The following is a 17,284-nucleotide window of genomic DNA, read 5'->3' as shown; positions in this document are numbered from 1 at the left end:
TTTATCCTAAATTTTAGGCATAAAAAAAACACCCGTTAAGGTGCTGATTTAAAGTGGTGGGTCGTGAAGGATTCGAACCTTCGACCAACGGATTAAAAGTCCGCTGCTCTACCGACTGAGCTAACGACCCACTGGTATGATTTTGAAATGGTGCCCGAAGCCAGACTTGAACTGGCACGCCTCGAAAGGCGAGGGATTTTAAATCCCTTGTGTCTACCGATTCCACCACTCGGGCAAATTGGAGCGGGAAACGAGGCTCGAACTCGCGACCCCGACCTTGGCAAGGTCGTGCTCTACCAACTGAGCTATTCCCGCGTTTGCTTGTTGCCAAACAACGGGGCGTATTTTACGGATTTATCTTATTGTGTCAAATAAAATTCGTAAAAAAAATTTTTGATTGGTTAAAAATAATTCAAAAACAAAAGGTGCGATTAAAATAACCGCACCTTTTATTTAAAATTTAGTCAATTCTATAATTCAATGTTATCTAACAAGCTACCTTTCGCTGCTTTCAAGTATTGGAGCATTGACCACACTGTTAAAATCGCTGCCAAGTAGAGTAGTATGATTGCCAAGGTTTCCATATAAACGTTATATCGCCAGAGTAATCCACCTAAAGCTAGCATTTGAGAGGTGGTTTTTACTTTTCCCATCCATGAAACGGCCACTTTATTACGTTCACCTAATTCAGCCATCCATTCACGTAAAGCGGAGATTATGATTTCACGTGAAATCATAATAATGGCGGGGATAGTAATCCAGAAAGAATGTTGATATTCCACGATTAACACAAGGGCAGTAATAACCATCACTTTATCAGCTACAGGATCAAGGAAAGCACCGAAGCGAGTTGTTTGTTTTAATTTTCGAGCAAGATAGCCATCAAACCAGTCGGTGACACCTGCGATAAAGAAAATAAGAGTGGTAATAAAAGGCGCGGAAGGGATAGGCAAATAAAACGCCAAGACGAAGAATGGAATTAAAATCACTCGGAGAATCGTCAGGAAAATAGGAATATTATATTTCATAAAAATAACCGCACTTTGGTTAAAGATATGTTCATTTTAAAGGATCTACAAAAATAAAAAAAGCCACTTAATGTGGCTTTTTCTTAAAAATTAAAGTTTGTCAGCGTTTTGTTTCAAGTATTTAGCAACACCTTCAGGGCTGTCTTTCATACCTTCTTTGCCTTTTTCCCATTGAGCTGGGCAAACTTCACCGTGTTCTTCGTGGAATTGTAACGCATCTACCATACGTAACATTTCATCGATGTTACGACCTAATGGTAAGTCGTTTACGATTTGGTGACGAACAACCCCGTTTTTGTCAATTAAGAATGAAGCACGTAATGCAACACCAGCTTCTGGATGCTCAATACCGTATGCTTGAGCGATTTCGTGTTTAACGTCAGCTGCTAATGCATATTTAACTGCACCGATACCGCCGTTTTCAGTTGGGGTATTACGCCATGCGTTGTGAGTGAATTCTGAGTCAATAGATACACCAACCACTTCAACACCACGTTTTTTGAATTCTTCATAACGGTGGTCGAATGCGATTAATTCAGATGGGCAAACGAAAGTAAAGTCTAATGGGTAGAAGAATAATACCGCAGCTTTACCATTAACGTGTTTTTTGAAATTGAAGTTGTTAACGATTTCACCATTGCCTAAAACTGCAGAAGAAGTAAAATCTGGAGCTTGACGAGTTACTAATACCATAGTCATAATTCCTATATAAATGTTAATAAAAATTTTGCTAACGCAAAAACTCGGTCACTATTCTAAAAAAATTGACCGCATTTTAACAGCTGTTTTTATCTATTGAATTAATTAATATTGTCTAAGTTATAGGTGAAATATATGTCAGAACATTATACTTTATCAACCACACTGGTTCATGCCGGACGTAAAAAACGTTTTACTCAAGGGGCTGTAAACCCCGTGATTCAGCGTGCATCTTCTTTAGTATTTGAGACTATTGCAGATAAAAAACATTGCACAAAAAATCGTTATAAGGGAGAGCTTTTCTACGGGCGTCGTGGCACGTTAACGCATTTTGCGCTTCAAGATTTAATGTGTGAAATGGAAGGGGGCGCTGGCTGTTATCTTTATCCTTGTGGTGCTGCAGCGGTAACCAATGCCATTTTATCATTTGTAGAAACGGGTGATCACGTTTTAATGACAGGTGCAGCCTATGAGCCGACACAAGATTTTTGCAATGTAATTTTGAAAAAAATGCATATTGATACGACCTATTATGATCCCATGATAGGTACAGATGTTGCCAAACTCGTGCAACCAAATACCAAAGTCTTATTTTTAGAGTCACCAAGTTCTTTAACAATGGAAGTGCCAGATATTCCTGCGATTGTTAAAGCGGTTCGAGCCGTGAGCCCTGAAATCGTCATTATGATCGATAATACATGGGCGGGAGGCGTACTATTCAAAGCGTTAGAACACGGTATTGATATCTCTATTCAAGCAGGAACGAAATATTTAGTGGGGCATTCTGATGTTATGATTGGTAGTGCTGTGGCTAATGCACGGGCTTGGGATAAACTGCGCGAGCATTCCTATTTAATGGGACAAATGGTCGATGCCGATTCCGCTTATACGACGGCTCGTGGTATTCGGACCTTAGGTGTGCGATTAAAACAACATCACGAAAGTAGTTTAAAAGTGGCCAAATGGTTAAGTGAACAACCACAAGTTAAAGCAGTGTATCATCCTGCGTTACCAAGCTGTCCTGGTCATGAAAACTTTAAACGTGATTTTACGGGGGCAAGCGGTTTATTCTCTTTCGAATTACATAAACGTTTAAATGACGAAGAGATTTCTGCCTTTATGGATAACTTTGATCTGTTCACGATGGCTTATTCTTGGGGTGGGTTTGAGTCGCTCATTTTATGCAATCAACCAGAAGAAATTGCGAAAATTCGCCCAGGTATTGAGCGTAAATTAACGGGGTCATTAATTCGAGTACATATTGGATTTGAAGACACTGATGAATTAATTGCCGATCTACAAGCGGGCTTTGACCGAATCAAATAAGAAAGAGGGCTGTTTATGTAAACAGCCCTTATTTACTCAATCTTTGAGTTGATTTATCATAGTCAGCATTTTTAGCAACTAGAGAAGAACAATGAAACATATTCATATTTTAGGCATCTGCGGTACCTTTATGGGCGGTGTTGCAATGATTGCCAAACAAATGGGCTATAAAGTCACGGGCTCTGATACCAATATTTACCCACCAATGAGTACTTTTTTGCAAGAGCAGGGCATTGAAATTATTCCTAATTATGATGTGGCTCAACTTCAACCTGCGCCAGATATGGTGATTGTTGGAAATGCCATGAAGCGTGGTAATTCTTGCGTGGAATATGTTTTAGATAATGCCTTGCCTTACACATCAGGTCCGCAATGGTTACACGACCATTTGTTACGTAATCGTTGGGTATTAGCGGTTTCAGGTACACATGGTAAAACCACAACAACGGGCATGTTGACTTGGATTTTAGAACAAAATGGGCTAAAACCAGGTTTTCTAATCGGTGGTATTGCAGGGAATTTTGGTACCTCTGCTCGTTTAGGGGAGAGTGAGTTCTTCGTGATTGAAGCGGATGAGTATGATACGGCGTTCTTTGATAAACGTTCTAAATTTGTACATTACAATCCGAAAACCTTGATTATAAACAATATCAGCTTCGATCATGCGGACATCTTCGATGATCTTCACGCGATCCAGCGTCAATTCCATCATATGATCCGAACCATTCCTTCTACAGGACGCGTTCTTTCTTTTGCAGATGAACAGAGCGTAAAAGAAACCCTCAATATGGGATGTTGGTCAGAACAGCAATTAATCGGTAAAGGTAAAGAATGGTTTGCGGAACGTATTACCAATGATTGTTCTGAATTTGCCGTATTCCATCACGGTGAAAAAGTCGCTGAAGTGAAATGGAATATTGTCGGACAGCATAATATGCACAATGCTTTAATGGCGATTGCAGCCGCTTACCATGCAGGCGTCAAAATTGAAGATGCATGTCAGGCATTAGGCAGTTTTATCAATGCAAAACGTCGTTTAGAAGTGAAGGGTGAAGTAAACGGGATTACGGTTTATGATGACTTCGCTCACCATCCAGAAGCCATTCTGGCAACACTCACTGCGTTGCGTGACAAAGTAGGCGGAGGTGTACGTATTCTTGCGGTATTAGAACCTCGTTCAAACACCATGAAAATGGGCGTGCATAAAGATGAAATTGCACCTGCACTTGGACGTGCCGATGCCGTATTTATGCTACAACCAGATAATATTCCATGGGATGTGGCTGAAATTGCAGGACAATGTGTGCAACCGGCACATTACACAGGAAATGTTGATAAATTAGTAGATATGATTGTGGCTGAAGCGAAACCAACAGATCACATTCTTGTGATGTCAAATGGTAGTTTTGGTGGCATTCATCAAAAGATTTTAGATCGATTAAAATAATCTTGGTTTAAAGTGCGGTCAGAAATGAGAGTGTTTTTAACCGCACTTTTATCATCAAAAATAAGGAAATCACATGGCTGATCCACATATTAAATCTCCAATGGATATTTGGGATAAACTCACTGTCATTATTTATCGCACAGGCTTTGTTATTGCGGCATTTAGTATTTTCGCTTTAACTTGGTATCCTCAACAGGCTCAAATTGCCGTGTTGATTGCGGCAACTTGTTGTGCTTCGTCTCTTCATATCTATTTAAAACATTACCGCTTAACATTCCAATTTGCTACATGGCTTGCACTATTATGTGCGCTTTTAGGTTGGCATGAATTGGCACTGGGGGGGGCACTGGTAACACTTGGCAGTTTATGTTTTAAAGAATATTTCTGTTTTAGAGTACCATTGTTAAATTTACAACCCGCATTTGTCGCTGCACTTTGGCTTGCTTGGGTATTTGAAGGTAGTTGGATTGCCCGAATTTTATCGTTGATTGTCGGCGGGTTATTATTGATTCTTGCGGTTCAAAAATGGCGAATGCCATTACACTTTGATATCGGCGATAAGACAAAGTATCAAATCTAATAAGATTGATGGATAAAGGCATAATGTTTCATGACATTGTGCCTTTATTTTTTTGAGTATTCTACAAAAATTAAAATTGTGATCTTCTTCTCATTTTTAATATAAACCTGAGTTATTTAATAGGTTTTTAAAATCATCACGCGTATAATAATGATAATTATTTTTATTATATTAAGAGGGATAGAGATGGATGACTCAAACAAAAATTATACTACCGTAACTTTATTGCTTTTTTCCTTTATGGGGATAGTCCCTTTAGGAGCCCAGGCGGAAGAAATAAATCAATTGGAAACCATTAATGTTAGTGCAACGGCAGAAAGTAAGACATTAGCAGGTAAAGATGAGGTTTATAGTAAAAATAATGTCACTGAATATAAAAGCAAAAAAGAAATTGAAACTTATCATTCTCAATCTGTATCTGATTTATTAAGTGGTATTACAGGCGTCTATAGTGGCGATGCGCGTAATGGAGGTGCGATTGATCCTATTATTCGTAGTTCTTGGGGACAAGGGCGGATTCCTGTATTAGTTGATGATACTGAACAGGCGATTACCATTTGGCGCGGTTATTCCGGTGTAAGTAATCGTAACTATCTTGATCCATTCTTAGTGAGTGAAGTGAATGTGGAAAAAGGCCCTAATTTAGACCGCACTTTACGCTCCGGGGCGTCAGGCACGATTCGTATGACCACTTTAAATCCTGACGATATTATCAAACCGGGCCAAAAATGGGGTATTGAACTTAAAACGGAGACCGCCGACAATTCCATTAAGGCTCGTCCTTATGAAGGTATTCCCATCGGTCAGGATTATCGACTTGTTGCACCAGATGGGCGTGCCGAATTAGGTGAATGGGCGTTGTATTTTAAAGATGATGATCGGATTAGCCCACGAAAAAAAGGCAGAAATAAACCTTTACACGATAATGCTGTACGTTTGGCGTTAGCAGCAAAAGATGATGGTTATGAAGTCTTAGGGGCGTATGCTTATCGTAAAAAAGGGAATTATTTTGCCGGTAAACGGGGAGGGAAAAAATACGGTGAAGGAACAACCGGCCCGCTTAATTTAGATAAAAACTCCGATGACCCTTATATTCCACTCATTGCTCGAATTTATAAACCGGGTGAAGAAGTACCAAATACATCTTATGAAAGCCGATCTTGGTTATTAAAGGGTAAATTCCACTTTAATAAACATGCTTCACTTTCTGCGAACTTCCGAGACACGCGAATAAATTATGGTGACATAATGCCTTCCCGACTTGGCTATAACTATTCTGCACGTAATACCGTCACCCAATGGCCACTAGCAGATGTAAAACAAAAAACAGGTAATGTTGAGTTTTCCTATAACCCGCCGGATAACAAATGGCTTGATTTAAAGATAGGTGTCTGGGCAGTAAAAAATGATACGGCAACTAATACATCGGGCGGCTCACCTGGCGATGTGCTTTTTAGCGATTATGAAACGCAATCACTTGGAAATGAAGCGTACCACCAACTGGCTGATGAGATCGGTGATAAAGCTTATGATTTGGATCAGATAGAAGATCCTGCTGAACGTAAACGCGCACAAGATCGCGTTTATGAAATTTTTCATAATAAAGTAAAAGAATATATGAAAAATCCTAAATTTAAAAATATTGATGGGATTTTTAATACTCAACCCGCTCAAGTGCAATTTGCCCGTGATAATCATATGGGAATAACCTTTAGCAATGTCACGGAACTAAGTCCAAAACTTCGTTTAAGCATTATGACAAATTACCGTCGTGAAACTTTAGACAGTACCAATGTTTATGAGCTTTGGGATAAATATCAACTTACTGCATTTAATCAATACGACACTGATGATAAAACGGAAGGGGGAAATCTTACTTGTGTGGAGGGCGATTTACATGGTATTTGCCGAGTATCAAACTCAGCTCGTTCAGGAAATCGAAAAGGCAACCGAAATGAATTTAATGCAGGCTTCAAATTTGAATATTCACCAACCGATTGGTTATTACTGACTGCTGGGGTGAAATATACCCATTACAAATCTAAAGATCGCGGTTTGCAGGAAAAAATTGCAAACTTAAAACAGGAAGAGGTATTAACCGAATCACGAATTCCATTTATCGTGAAAAAGTTAAAACAAGTTAGTCCTGAACTCACGCAAAACTATTTAAACTATGAAAGAAAGTCTAAATTATATACAAAATTGTATAATGAATTTGAAGAACTTTATCCAAAACCAGACTATGACTCATCCGAATTTGAACAGTGGGTTAATAATCAATCTAACTATATTTATGCACATGGCTATACAGAATCAACAGAAGAAGAAAATGAGGCTCATGCCATACTTGGCCAAAACGATGCACAATGGGATGAATCAGCAACGCAAACTATTTATTGGGAACGGGACGAATACGGTAATTTTTCTGTTGAGCATTTTCCGCTTAAGGATGGACGCATTACAAAAGAAATGTTAGAAAAAAAAAGTAATACATCCACAAACTGGGAAAGAAGATTATTTATATGACATTGGTGCTGATTTTTCTGGCTCGCCAGAAAAAACACCAATAACTAAAGAACAGTGGGAAAAAATGAAAAAGGCAGAGCGTAAAGATCACGCTTGGGCACCTTCCTTTAGTGCTACCGCATTTTTAAGTGATAACGCCAGAATTTATGTGCGCTATGATGAAACCAAACGTATGCCGAGTATTTTTGAAGATACTATTGGCTATTCCATTGATATTCTCACGCCGCTTTATAAACGTAAACCGGAACACAGCAAAAATATTGAAGTGGGCTATGTACATGATTTACGTGGTTTCTTCCCAAGTTTACGCCGTGCGGATATTCGCCTAAATTGGTACAAAAATACCACGAAAAATATTTTTGACCGTGATATTAATTATGAGATGAAGCAGTTTGATAAACGGATTTTAGAAGGCGTAGAATTATCCGCTCGTTATGATCAAGGTCGCATCTTCGGTGATATCGGTATTAGCTACAACATCAAAAATAAATTCTGCGATAAAAGTTCAGCAATTCGAGATGTTGGTAGTACGGGTGATATACACACATTTAAAGCCTATCCCGAATGTGTTAATGGTGGTAATGAAAACGGCTACTTAAAAAATGCCATTTTGCCGAAATACAGCATTACCTCAAATCTTGGTGTACGTTTCTTAGATGAACGATTAGAAGTTGGCACGCGAATGGTGTATCACACCAATGTAAAAGAAACCCGCAATAAATCCTTGCGTGATGCCGGTTGGTTTGCCAATAGCAATAATAACCCACGTTGGCAACCGGTGTTCTTGGTGGATGCGTATATGAATTACAAAGTGAATGAGAATCTTGCGCTGTCATTGTCTGCGACAAACTTAACTGATCGTTATTATCTTGACCCAATGACACGTTCCTCCATGCCTGCACCAGGGAGAACGATTAAATTTGGGGTGACGGCAACATTCTAGAATAGAAAATAGTCACTTTGAATACAAAAAAGCACCGAAATCTCGGTGCTTTATAATTTGGTTGCGGGGGCCGGATTTGAACCGACGGCCTTCGGGTTATGAGCCCGACGAGCTACCAAGCTGCTCCACCCCGCGTCTGATGGCGCGTAATATACTCGTTTCAAAAATTATTGCAAGATTTAAACTGAATTTGACTTTCCGTTTGTTAAGAAAATAAACAATGTGAATATTAATTAATCATTTTATGAAATAGTACTAGTCCTAAAAGGGAATTTTTGATAGCGTATGCAACTTTGTATTAGTTAGTTTAATTTAGGAAAATAAGAATGAAATTTCGTCAAAATCTCGCCGTAAAAATTCTTTCTGTGATGGCGGCTATTTCAGTACTTGCATCATGTGGATCGGCACCAAGTAAAGTTTCTTCAAAAAATAATTCTAGCTTGCCGCGTACTGCGACAGGCGACGATCCACAAAAATTCGGGGCCAAGTATAGTGGACGTACTTATCAACAAGCTATTTTAAGTCCAGTGGCTTCCGTGGAGAACAAAGGGGCGGTCGTTAATCAAGGTGATTTTTTAACGCAGTTGACGAATGTTCGTGATTATTCAAATTCATTAACAAATCGCTTTGCGGCGAATTATGGCAAAATCACTAACTGGGTGCTTGCAGGAGCCAATGTAAATGAATTAGCACAATACGGCATTAATCCTCAGATTATGAAAGGTTTTGATGGTTATCAAAACGTATTGATGACAGGTTATTATTCGCCGGTGATTCATGCACGCCGTACTGCACAAGGTCAATATCAACATCCAATTTATGCGATGCCAAGCTATAAACGTTATAGTCGTGCAGAAATTTATAATGGTGCATTGGCAGGACAAGGCTTAGAGCTCGCTTATAGTGATTCAATGATGGATAACTTCCTATTAGGCGTGCAGGGGAGTGGCTACGTTGATTACGGTGATGGCAATTTAAATTATTTAGCCTATGCGGGACAAAATGGTTATAAATATCAAGCGGTTGGTCGTTTGTTAGTAGAAGATGGTGAAATTCCAAAAGAAAAAATGTCCATTCAAGCGATTCGTGAATGGGGGAAAGCAAACCCATCTCGAGTACGAGAATTGTTAGAACGTAATCCATCTTATGTTTTCTTTAAAAACGATCCAACAGGTGAAGTGAAAGGTTCTGCAGGTGTGCCTTTAGTGCCAATGGCGGCCGTTGCTTCTGATCGCAATGTGATTCCTTCTGGAACCGTATTATTGGTTGAAGTGCCAGATATTGATAATAATGGTAACTGGATGGGCACACACAAATTACACTTAATGGTGGCTCTTGATGTGGGCGGCGCGGTAAATGGTCACCACTTTGACTTATACCGTGGTATTGGCGATCAAGCAGGTCACATCGCTGGTTTATCAAAACACTATGGACGTGTTTGGGTACTACAATAATGGCTCGAGTCGATAATTACGAACAACGTTTTGGCGGCATTGGCCGCCTTTACACACCAGAAGGCTTGGCGCGTTTGCGTCAGGCTCATGTGTGCGTCATTGGTATTGGTGGCGTAGGTTCGTGGGTGGTGGAAGCATTGGCTCGGAGTGGTGTAGGGCAGATCACCATGATTGATATGGATGATATTTGTGTCACTAATATTAATCGTCAACTTCCTGCATTAAGTGGCAATATTGGTAAGCTTAAAACGGAAGTGATGGCCGAGCGCGTTAAGCTGATTAATCCAGAATGTGTGGTAAATGTCATTGATGATTTCATCTCACCGGATAATCAAGCCGAATACTTAAATCGTGGCTATGATTATGTGATTGATGCCATTGATAATGTGAAAACCAAAGCCGCGATGATTGCCTATTGCAAACGTAATAAAATCAAGATTATTACCATTGGTGGTGCAGGTGGTCAGACTGATCCTTCGAAAATTCAAATTACTGATTTAAGCAAAACGATTCAAGATCCATTATTGGCAAAAGTGCGGTCAGTTTTACGTAAGGATTTCAATTTTACTCAAAATCCACAACGTAAGTTTGCAGTTGATGCGGTGTTTTCTAGCCAGCCTCTGATTTTCCCTAAAATGGGCGAAGGCTGTGAAGTATCAGCCACCATGAATTGTGCAAATGGCTTTGGTGCAGCAACTATGATAACAGCAACTTTTGGATTTTTTGCCGTTTCTCGGGTAATCGATAAGTTATTAAAATAAAGAAATGAAGCAACGTGAAAACGTTGCTTTTTCTTTATGAATGAAAGTATTTAACAAGATGAAGAAATATCACTTCATTTTTTTATTTGGAATGTTGCAATTTTATCAAAAAGGAGTAGTCTATGTTGGCTTTGAGAATAATTCCCAATAAAAGCAAGGAAACAAACATGAAACAAGTATTAAAAATGAGTGCAATTTCTACCGCACTTTTAACCCTTCCAATGATCGCAAATGCAGATGTATTGGCCTCCGTGAAACCGCTCGGTTTTATTACATCGTCTATTGCAAACGGTGTGACGGATACACAGGTTTTAGTACCGGCAGGTGCTTCTCCACATGATTACAGCTTAAAACTTTCAGATGTGCAAAAAGTGAAATCTGCAGATTTAGTGCTTTGGGTTGGTGAAGATATTGACGCTTTCTTAGCAAAACCGATTAGCCAAATTGATAGTAAAAAAGTCATCAATATTTCTGATATTCCAGAAATTAAACCACTTTTAAGCAAAGTGCATCATGAGCATTATCATGAAGGCGATGAACACGAGCACGGTCATGATCATAAACATGGACACGATCATAAGCACGAACATGGTCATGACCATGAGCATCATCACCATGATGTAGATGAAAATGGGTTAAGCGTGAATTGGCACTTATGGTATTCACCCGCCATTAGCCAAATTGTGGCACAGAAAGTCGCGGATAAATTAACAGAACAACACCCAGATAAAAAAGAACTCATTGCGAAAAACTTAGCCGATTTTAACCGCACTTTGACTGAGCAAAGCGATAAAATCAAAGCACAATTGGCACCACTCAAAGATAAAGGCTTCTTTGTGTTCCATGATGCTTATAGCTATTTCAATGATGCGTATGGTTTAAATCAAACCGGTTATTTCACCATTAATCCATTAGTGGCACCGGGTGCAAAAACCATTGCTCACATCAAAGAAGAGATTGAAGAACACCATGTAAATTGTCTTTTTGCTGAGCCTCAATTCACACCAAAAGTGATTGATTCGCTAGCGCAAAGTACAAAAGTTAATGTGGGTCGTTTAGATCCTATTGGCGATAACGTACAGCTTGGTCCAAATTCTTATGCGAATTTCCTTCAAGCCACCGCTGATAGCTATGCTCAATGTTTAAGTAAATAATCTTATTTACTTTTATCTTAAAAACAGCCTTTAAGGCTGTTTTTTTATTGCCCCATCTAAATCGCCCGAATGATTTTCAATTTTTAAGAAATTTTCGCTTGTTTGAGCGAAGCGAGTTCGAAAATTTCTGTAAAGAAAATTGAAAAAGAATGAGGATTAGCGATTTAATTGGGGTGTGTTTTCTTTTGCCTACTTTGCTTTGCACAAGCAAAGAAAAGTAGGTCGCCTTAGGCGAAATCCTAATTAAAACTATGCTATAATCCGCCCAATTTTTCCCTACCGAGAAAACGCATGAAACAACTATTTGCCACAACTGCCCGTGGTTTTGAAGAACTCTTAAAAGTCGAACTAACTGAGCTTGGTGCAACGGAATGTAAAATTGCACAAGGCGGCGTACATTTTCAGGCTGATGATGAAGCACTTTATCGCAGTTTATTATGGTCACGTTTAGCTTCACGTATTTTGTTACCGATTGTAAATGGCAAGGTATATAGTGATTTAGACTTGTATTCAATTGTGACAGGGCAAGATTGGTTAAGTTATTTTGATGAGAAAGTTACATTTTTTGTTGATTTCAACGGGACAAACCAAGAAATTCGCCATACCCAATTTGGTGCGATGCGTGTGAAAGATGCCATTGTGGATTATTTTGAACGTCAAGGGAAAGCGCGTCCAAATGTGGATAAAAACTATCCAGATATTCGAATTCATGCTTATTTGAATAAAGAAGAGCTTGTCGTTTCACTCGATTTAAGTGGTGAAGCATTACATTTACGAGGTTATCGCGAAGATACAGGCCAAGCGCCTTTACGTGAAACCTTAGCTGCCGCGATTGTGCTTCGTTCAGGTTGGAAAAAAGGGACACCTTTAGTGGATCCAATGTGCGGTTCGGGCACCTTGCTAATTGAAGCCGCGCAGATGGAAGCACAAATTGCACCGCAATTACATCGTTTACATTGGGGCTTTGATTGCTGGAAAGGGCATAATCAAGATGCTTGGGATAAGGTCAAAGCAGAAGCGGCACAGCAAGCTGAAACTTATTTTAATCAAAATCTAAAACCGCATTTTTATGGCTTCGATCTCGATCATCGCGTACTGAAAAAAGCGCAAAAGAATGCACAAAATGCAGGTGTGGCACATTTAATTCAGTGGAAACAAGGTGATGTTGCCGCATTAAAAAATCCAAGTCCAGATGAAGTGGGAACGGTGATTTGTAACCCGCCTTATGGTGAGCGTTTAGGTACAACTCCTGCTTTGATTGCACTATATTCAGTCTTTGGACAACGCCTTAAAAATGAATTTGGTGGTTGGAATGCGTCGATTTTTAGTAGTGAATCTACGTTGCTTGATTGCTTGCGTATGCGTTCTCATCGTCAATTTAAAGCGAAAAACGGTCCGTTAGATTGTGTTCAGAAGAATTATCAAATTTCTGAGCGTAAAGAAAGTTCGGTTGAAAATCCGCTTGAATTTGACCGCACTTCAACGGTAGCGGTAGATTTTGCGAATCGCTTACAGAAAAATATCAAGAAAATTGAAAAATGGGCGAAACAGCAAGGCCTTGATGCGTATCGTTTATATGATGCTGATTTACCGGAATATAACGTAGCGGTGGATCGTTATGGCGATCATATTGTGGTGCAAGAGTATGCCGCACCGAAAAATATTGATGAAAACAAAGCGCGTCAGCGTTTATTGGATGCAGTGACTGCAACCTTACAAGTCACTGGAATTGAAACCAATAAACTGATTTTGAAAGTCCGTCAAAAACAAAAAGGCACCAATCAATATGAAAAATTGGCCAATAAAGGCGAATATTTCTATGTAAATGAATACGGCGCACAGCTTTGGGTGAATCTAACAGATTACTTGGATACAGGATTATTCTTAGATCATCGTTTAACCCGTAAAATGCTTGGTGAAATGGCAAAAGGTAAAGATTTCCTCAATCTTTTCGCTTATACCGGTTCTGCAACAGTGCATGCAGCATTAGGTGGGGCAAAATCAACAACGACCGTGGATATGTCTAACACCTATTTAAACTGGGCAGAGCAAAACCTGATTTTAAATGATATTGAAGGCAAACAGCACAAACTCATCCAAGCTGATTGCTTACAATGGTTAGAAAAATGCGATCGTCAGTTTGATCTGATTTTCGTGGATCCGCCAACATTCTCGAATTCTAAACGTATGGAAGACAGCTGGGATGTTCAACGTGATCACATCAAATTAATGCGTAATCTCAAACGTATTTTACGTCCTAACGGCACCATCGTGTTCTCAAATAATAAACGTGGTTTTAAAATGGATTTTGAGACGTTAGATGAGCTGGGACTAAGTGCGGTCGAAATTTCAGCGAAAACATTACCGCTTGATTTTGAACGTAACAAACAAATCCATAATTGCTGGATTGTGACCATGAAAGCCTAATAAAAAAGCCCGATAGTGATCGGGCTTTTTGTTATTCAACTTCTTTTTGTTTTTCGGTTTCTGAATCATCGTGAAGAAGGGTTTCAATCGCCGTTTCATCATCATTAGTATCATCTTCTTTTTCTAAAATTTCAGCTGTTTCTTCATTTAATGCTTCGGCATCAGAATGTGGTTTTATGAAGGGTTTGGGCATCCAATATTTTCGGATGATGTCTGTTGAAAAACCATGTAAAACTTCTTCATTCAACCTTTCCTGGTCTAAGTAACGAACTTCTGCAATGACCTCGTCAGCTTCAATTTTATTGATACCTAATTGCATTAGTGTTGCATGACTGAGCGTGAGGGCAGACTCAAAGGTCTCACGTACAATAAAGTCCACATCTTGCTTGATAAGATTCACGGTTGTTCTGCGGTCATAAGTTCGCGCCAAAATAGGGAGTTTCGGATAAGCATCTTTCAAATTCTGAACGATGTTTTCAATACGTTGTGTATCATTAATCCCAATGACGACACATTTAGCTTTTTCGATACCGGCAGTGCGTAATACATCAAGACGAATACCATCACCGTAATAAACTTTAAAACCAAATTTAGCTGCCGCACGAATATTTTCGATGTTACGGTCAATCACCGATACGTTAATGCCACGAACAAGAAGTGATTGACAGACGATTTGGCTGAAACGACCAAAACCAATTACGAGCACGCTATCTTCTAAATCCACAATTGGATCGAGATCGCTAGTATCGATTTTTTCCTCTTGATTTGCTGATTTGCGTTGGTTGATTTTACGCATTAATAAACCTATCAATGGGGAGAATAACATCGAAATAATCACTGCAGCGGTAAAGGTTGCATTTTGATCTTTTGTCATCACGCCTGCAGTGGTCGCAGCTGAGAAGAGTACGAATGCAAATTCACCACCGTGCGCCATGATAGTCATTCGTCCAACTGATTCTTTTCGGTCAAGTTTTGTAATTCGTGCGACGGTATAAACGGCTAAGGCTTTGCCAATGATATAAAGACATACTATGCTTAATAACCAAAGTGCATTATGGAATACCAAGGTTAAATCAAGTGACATTCCCACGCCCATGAAGAAGAGACCAAGCAATAGACCACGGAAAGGTTCAATATCGGCTTCTAATTGGTGACGGAATGCAGATTCTGAAAGCATTACGCCAGCAACAAAGGCGCCCATCGCCATTGAAAGGCCACTTGCTTCCATGGCTAATGCCGCGCCTAAGACTACAAGCAACGCGGCTGCTGTCATCATTTCGCGAATATGGGCTTTGGAAATTAAACGGAAAATTGGATTCATTAACCATTTACCCGCAACGACTAACCCCACAACGGCACCTAGCGCAACGGCAATGGATGTCCAGTTAGTTTGGTGTTCAATATGCGTTGTTTCGGGCGTTAAAAAGGCGATGGATGCCAATAATGGCACAATGGATAAATCTTCAAAAATTAAGGTAGAAATAACACGTTGACCTTTGGGGGTGTTTGTAATACAGCGTTCTTCTAATACTTGCATCACAATGGCTGTGGAAGAAAGGGTAAAGCCCATGCCTGCAATAAACGCCACTTCTTTAGGAAGATTTAAGATATAGATACCAGCAAAGGTGAGTAGTGCGCCGCATAACCCTACTTGTAGAAAACCTCGCCCGAAAATTGCTTTTCTCATCGCCCATAAACGTTCGGGGTGCATTTCCAAACCGATAATGAATAAGAACATCACCACACCCAGTTCCGCCATATGGAGAACTGATTCAGCATCTTCTACCACACCAAACACTGAAGGACCAATTAAACAGCCCGCTACTAAATAACCTAATACGCTACCTAAGCCAATGCGCTTAAAAAGCGGCACGATGGTCACACTGGTAGCAAGTAGAACAACGGTTTTAATCAATTCAGGGCTGACAACATTCGACATAGGGCAAAAACCTTAGTAAAAACAGGGAGTATGAGAAGAAAGTTGACTTATATTCTAGCCTTTTTTGGATAAATAAAAAACACAGAAAAGCGAGAAATTGGTATAATTTACAAAAACTTTACATGTAAAATAGTCTGTGTTTTGACCGCATTTTAGAGGTATTATGTCATTACAATTCAATATGATCGCGTTATTATTGGTTTTCTTAATCGTTTTGGGATTAATGAGTCAAAATAGCGCAATCACCATCTCCGCTGCAGTGCTATTAATCATGCAGCAAACCTTATTATCCAAATACATTCCCATACTCGAACAATATGGGATAAAAATTGGGATCGTCATTTTAACAATTGGTGTGCTTGCACCGTTAGTGTCGGGGAAAATCCAACTTCCCGATCTCAGTTCATTTTTAAACTGGAAAATGGGTGTCTCTATTTTAATTGGGGCATTAGTGGCATGGCTTGCAGGGAAAGGGGTGCCATTAATGGGGGAACAACCTGTTTTAGTGACTGGATTATTAATTGGTACGATTATTGGTGTGTCTTTCTTAGGAGGCATTCCGGTAGGTCCACTTATCGCCGCCGGTATTTTAGCGATATTAGTAGGAAAATTTTAGATGAAAAACAAATGGTTATTTATCGCTGGGCTAAGCGGTTTGTTATGTGTGGCAATTGGCGCTTTTGCTGCCCACGGATTAAGCAAAGTTTTAGAACCTAAAGAATTGGCGTGGATTGAAACTGGTGTGAGATATCAAATGTTCCACACCATTGCAATTTTAGCGATTGGTATTTTGCAATTGTGCCGTGAATCACTGGTTACAAATAAAATGGCTAATTTCGCTGCAGGGAGTTGGGCGTACGGCATTCTTCTTTTTAGCGGCAGTCTTTATGCGCTCGCTCTTGGTGTAGGCAAATTCCTTGTTTGGGTAACACCAATTGGCGGAACGTTATTTTTAATTGGTTGGCTGTGCTTGGCTTACGGTGGTGTTAAAAGTAAATAG

14 protein-coding genes and 4 tRNA genes are annotated in these 17,284 nt (G+C 39.6%); 11 read left to right on the top strand and 7 right to left on the bottom strand.

Annotated features, from left to right (window positions below; genetic code table 11):
• Window positions 1-54 precede the first annotated feature (54 nt).
• From RDV53_RS00400 to RDV53_RS00380, 5 genes are all read right to left on the bottom strand, one after another.
• Window positions 55-130, bottom strand: a tRNA-Lys gene (locus RDV53_RS00400).
• Window positions 131-148: 18 nt separating this feature from the next.
• Window positions 149-235: transfer RNA gene (locus RDV53_RS00395), tRNA-Leu, on the bottom strand.
• A 4-nt stretch (window positions 236-239) separates the two neighbouring features.
• Window positions 240-315: transfer RNA gene (locus RDV53_RS00390), tRNA-Gly, on the bottom strand.
• Between the two features lie 155 nt (window positions 316-470).
• Window positions 471-1,028 carry a CDP-diacylglycerol--glycerol-3-phosphate 3-phosphatidyltransferase gene (gene pgsA, locus RDV53_RS00385; protein WP_005696448.1) on the bottom strand — a complete coding sequence of 186 codons (558 nt, stop codon included), beginning with the start codon at window positions 1,026-1,028 and terminating at the stop codon, window positions 471-473.
• 90 nt (window positions 1,029-1,118) lie between these two features.
• Complete coding sequence (locus RDV53_RS00380) at window positions 1,119-1,721, bottom strand: peroxiredoxin C (protein ID WP_005697222.1); 603 nt, start codon at window positions 1,719-1,721, stop codon at window positions 1,119-1,121.
• A 141-nt stretch (window positions 1,722-1,862) separates the two neighbouring features.
• Here RDV53_RS00380 and metC point away from each other — a divergent pair, with 141 nt between their 5' ends.
• The 5 genes from metC (at window position 1,863) to RDV53_RS10240 (ending at window position 8,549) form a co-directional block, all read left to right on the top strand.
• A complete protein-coding gene (gene metC, locus RDV53_RS00375; RefSeq protein ID WP_005696446.1) occupies window positions 1,863-3,053 on the top strand; it encodes a cystathionine beta-lyase in 1,191 nt (396 codons plus the stop codon).
• A 91-nt stretch (window positions 3,054-3,144) separates the two neighbouring features.
• Window positions 3,145-4,500 (top strand): UDP-N-acetylmuramate:L-alanyl-gamma-D-glutamyl-meso-diaminopimelate ligase, encoded by a 1,356-nt coding sequence (mpl, locus tag RDV53_RS00370; RefSeq protein WP_005696445.1) that lies wholly within the window; start codon window positions 3,145-3,147, stop codon window positions 4,498-4,500.
• A 73-nt stretch (window positions 4,501-4,573) separates the two neighbouring features.
• On the top strand, window positions 4,574-5,080 hold the full coding sequence (locus tag RDV53_RS00365; protein WP_005696444.1) for a DUF2301 domain-containing membrane protein: 507 nt from the start codon (window positions 4,574-4,576) through the stop codon (window positions 5,078-5,080).
• A 285-nt stretch (window positions 5,081-5,365) separates the two neighbouring features.
• On the top strand, window positions 5,366-7,606 hold the full coding sequence (locus RDV53_RS00360; RefSeq protein ID WP_295659630.1) for a TonB-dependent receptor plug domain-containing protein: 2,241 nt from the start codon (window positions 5,366-5,368) through the stop codon (window positions 7,604-7,606).
• A gap of 64 nt (window positions 7,607-7,670) precedes the next feature.
• Window positions 7,671-8,549: a TonB-dependent receptor domain-containing protein gene (locus RDV53_RS10240; protein WP_370447711.1), complete on the top strand. Its 879-nt coding sequence runs from the start codon at window positions 7,671-7,673 to the stop codon at window positions 8,547-8,549.
• Window positions 8,550-8,607: 58 nt separating this feature from the next.
• On the opposite strand, the gene RDV53_RS00355 is transcribed toward RDV53_RS10240, so the two are convergent.
• A tRNA-Met gene (locus tag RDV53_RS00355) sits at window positions 8,608-8,684 on the bottom strand.
• A 191-nt stretch (window positions 8,685-8,875) separates the two neighbouring features.
• Between RDV53_RS00355 and mltA the strand changes: the two genes are divergently transcribed.
• The 4 genes from mltA to rlmKL all read left to right on the top strand — a co-directional run bounded on the left by mltA (window position 8,876) and on the right by rlmKL (window position 14,345).
• The gene (gene mltA / locus RDV53_RS00350) at window positions 8,876-10,003 is read left to right on the top strand and encodes a murein transglycosylase A (protein ID WP_005696442.1); all 1,128 of its coding nucleotides are present in this window, start codon (window positions 8,876-8,878) and stop codon (window positions 10,001-10,003) included.
• Entirely contained in the window at window positions 10,003-10,764 is a 762-nt protein-coding gene (tcdA, locus tag RDV53_RS00345) for a tRNA cyclic N6-threonylcarbamoyladenosine(37) synthase TcdA (protein WP_005696441.1), read from the top strand. The genes mltA and tcdA overlap by 1 nt, the downstream gene beginning before the upstream one ends.
• Window positions 10,765-10,931: 167 nt before the next feature.
• Window positions 10,932-11,918 (top strand): zinc ABC transporter substrate-binding protein ZnuA, encoded by a 987-nt coding sequence (gene znuA / locus RDV53_RS00340; RefSeq protein WP_032822513.1) that lies wholly within the window; start codon window positions 10,932-10,934, stop codon window positions 11,916-11,918.
• A gap of 291 nt (window positions 11,919-12,209) precedes the next feature.
• A complete protein-coding gene (rlmKL, locus tag RDV53_RS00335) occupies window positions 12,210-14,345 on the top strand; it encodes a bifunctional 23S rRNA (guanine(2069)-N(7))-methyltransferase RlmK/23S rRNA (guanine(2445)-N(2))-methyltransferase RlmL (protein ID WP_005696439.1) in 2,136 nt (711 codons plus the stop codon).
• 31 nt (window positions 14,346-14,376) lie between these two features.
• Here rlmKL and RDV53_RS00330 read toward each other — a convergent pair whose 3' ends face one another.
• On the bottom strand, window positions 14,377-16,284 hold the full coding sequence (locus tag RDV53_RS00330) for a monovalent cation:proton antiporter-2 (CPA2) family protein (protein WP_005696438.1): 1,908 nt from the start codon (window positions 16,282-16,284) through the stop codon (window positions 14,377-14,379).
• Between the two features lie 163 nt (window positions 16,285-16,447).
• Between RDV53_RS00330 and RDV53_RS00325 the strand changes: the two genes are divergently transcribed.
• The gene (locus RDV53_RS00325) at window positions 16,448-16,900 is read left to right on the top strand and encodes a DUF441 domain-containing protein (RefSeq protein WP_005696436.1); all 453 of its coding nucleotides are present in this window, start codon (window positions 16,448-16,450) and stop codon (window positions 16,898-16,900) included.
• Window positions 16,901-17,284, top strand: a complete 384-nt coding sequence (locus RDV53_RS00320) for a DUF423 domain-containing protein (protein WP_005696435.1) — start codon at window positions 16,901-16,903, stop codon at window positions 17,282-17,284.

It is taken from the genome of Haemophilus parainfluenzae ATCC 33392 (assembly GCF_031191205.1).
GTDB classification, from domain to species: Bacteria; Pseudomonadota; Gammaproteobacteria; order Enterobacterales; family Pasteurellaceae; genus Haemophilus_D; species Haemophilus_D parainfluenzae.
The sequence above is the reverse complement of the archived record's forward strand: the minus strand, read 5'-3'. Positions and strand labels throughout refer to the sequence as shown.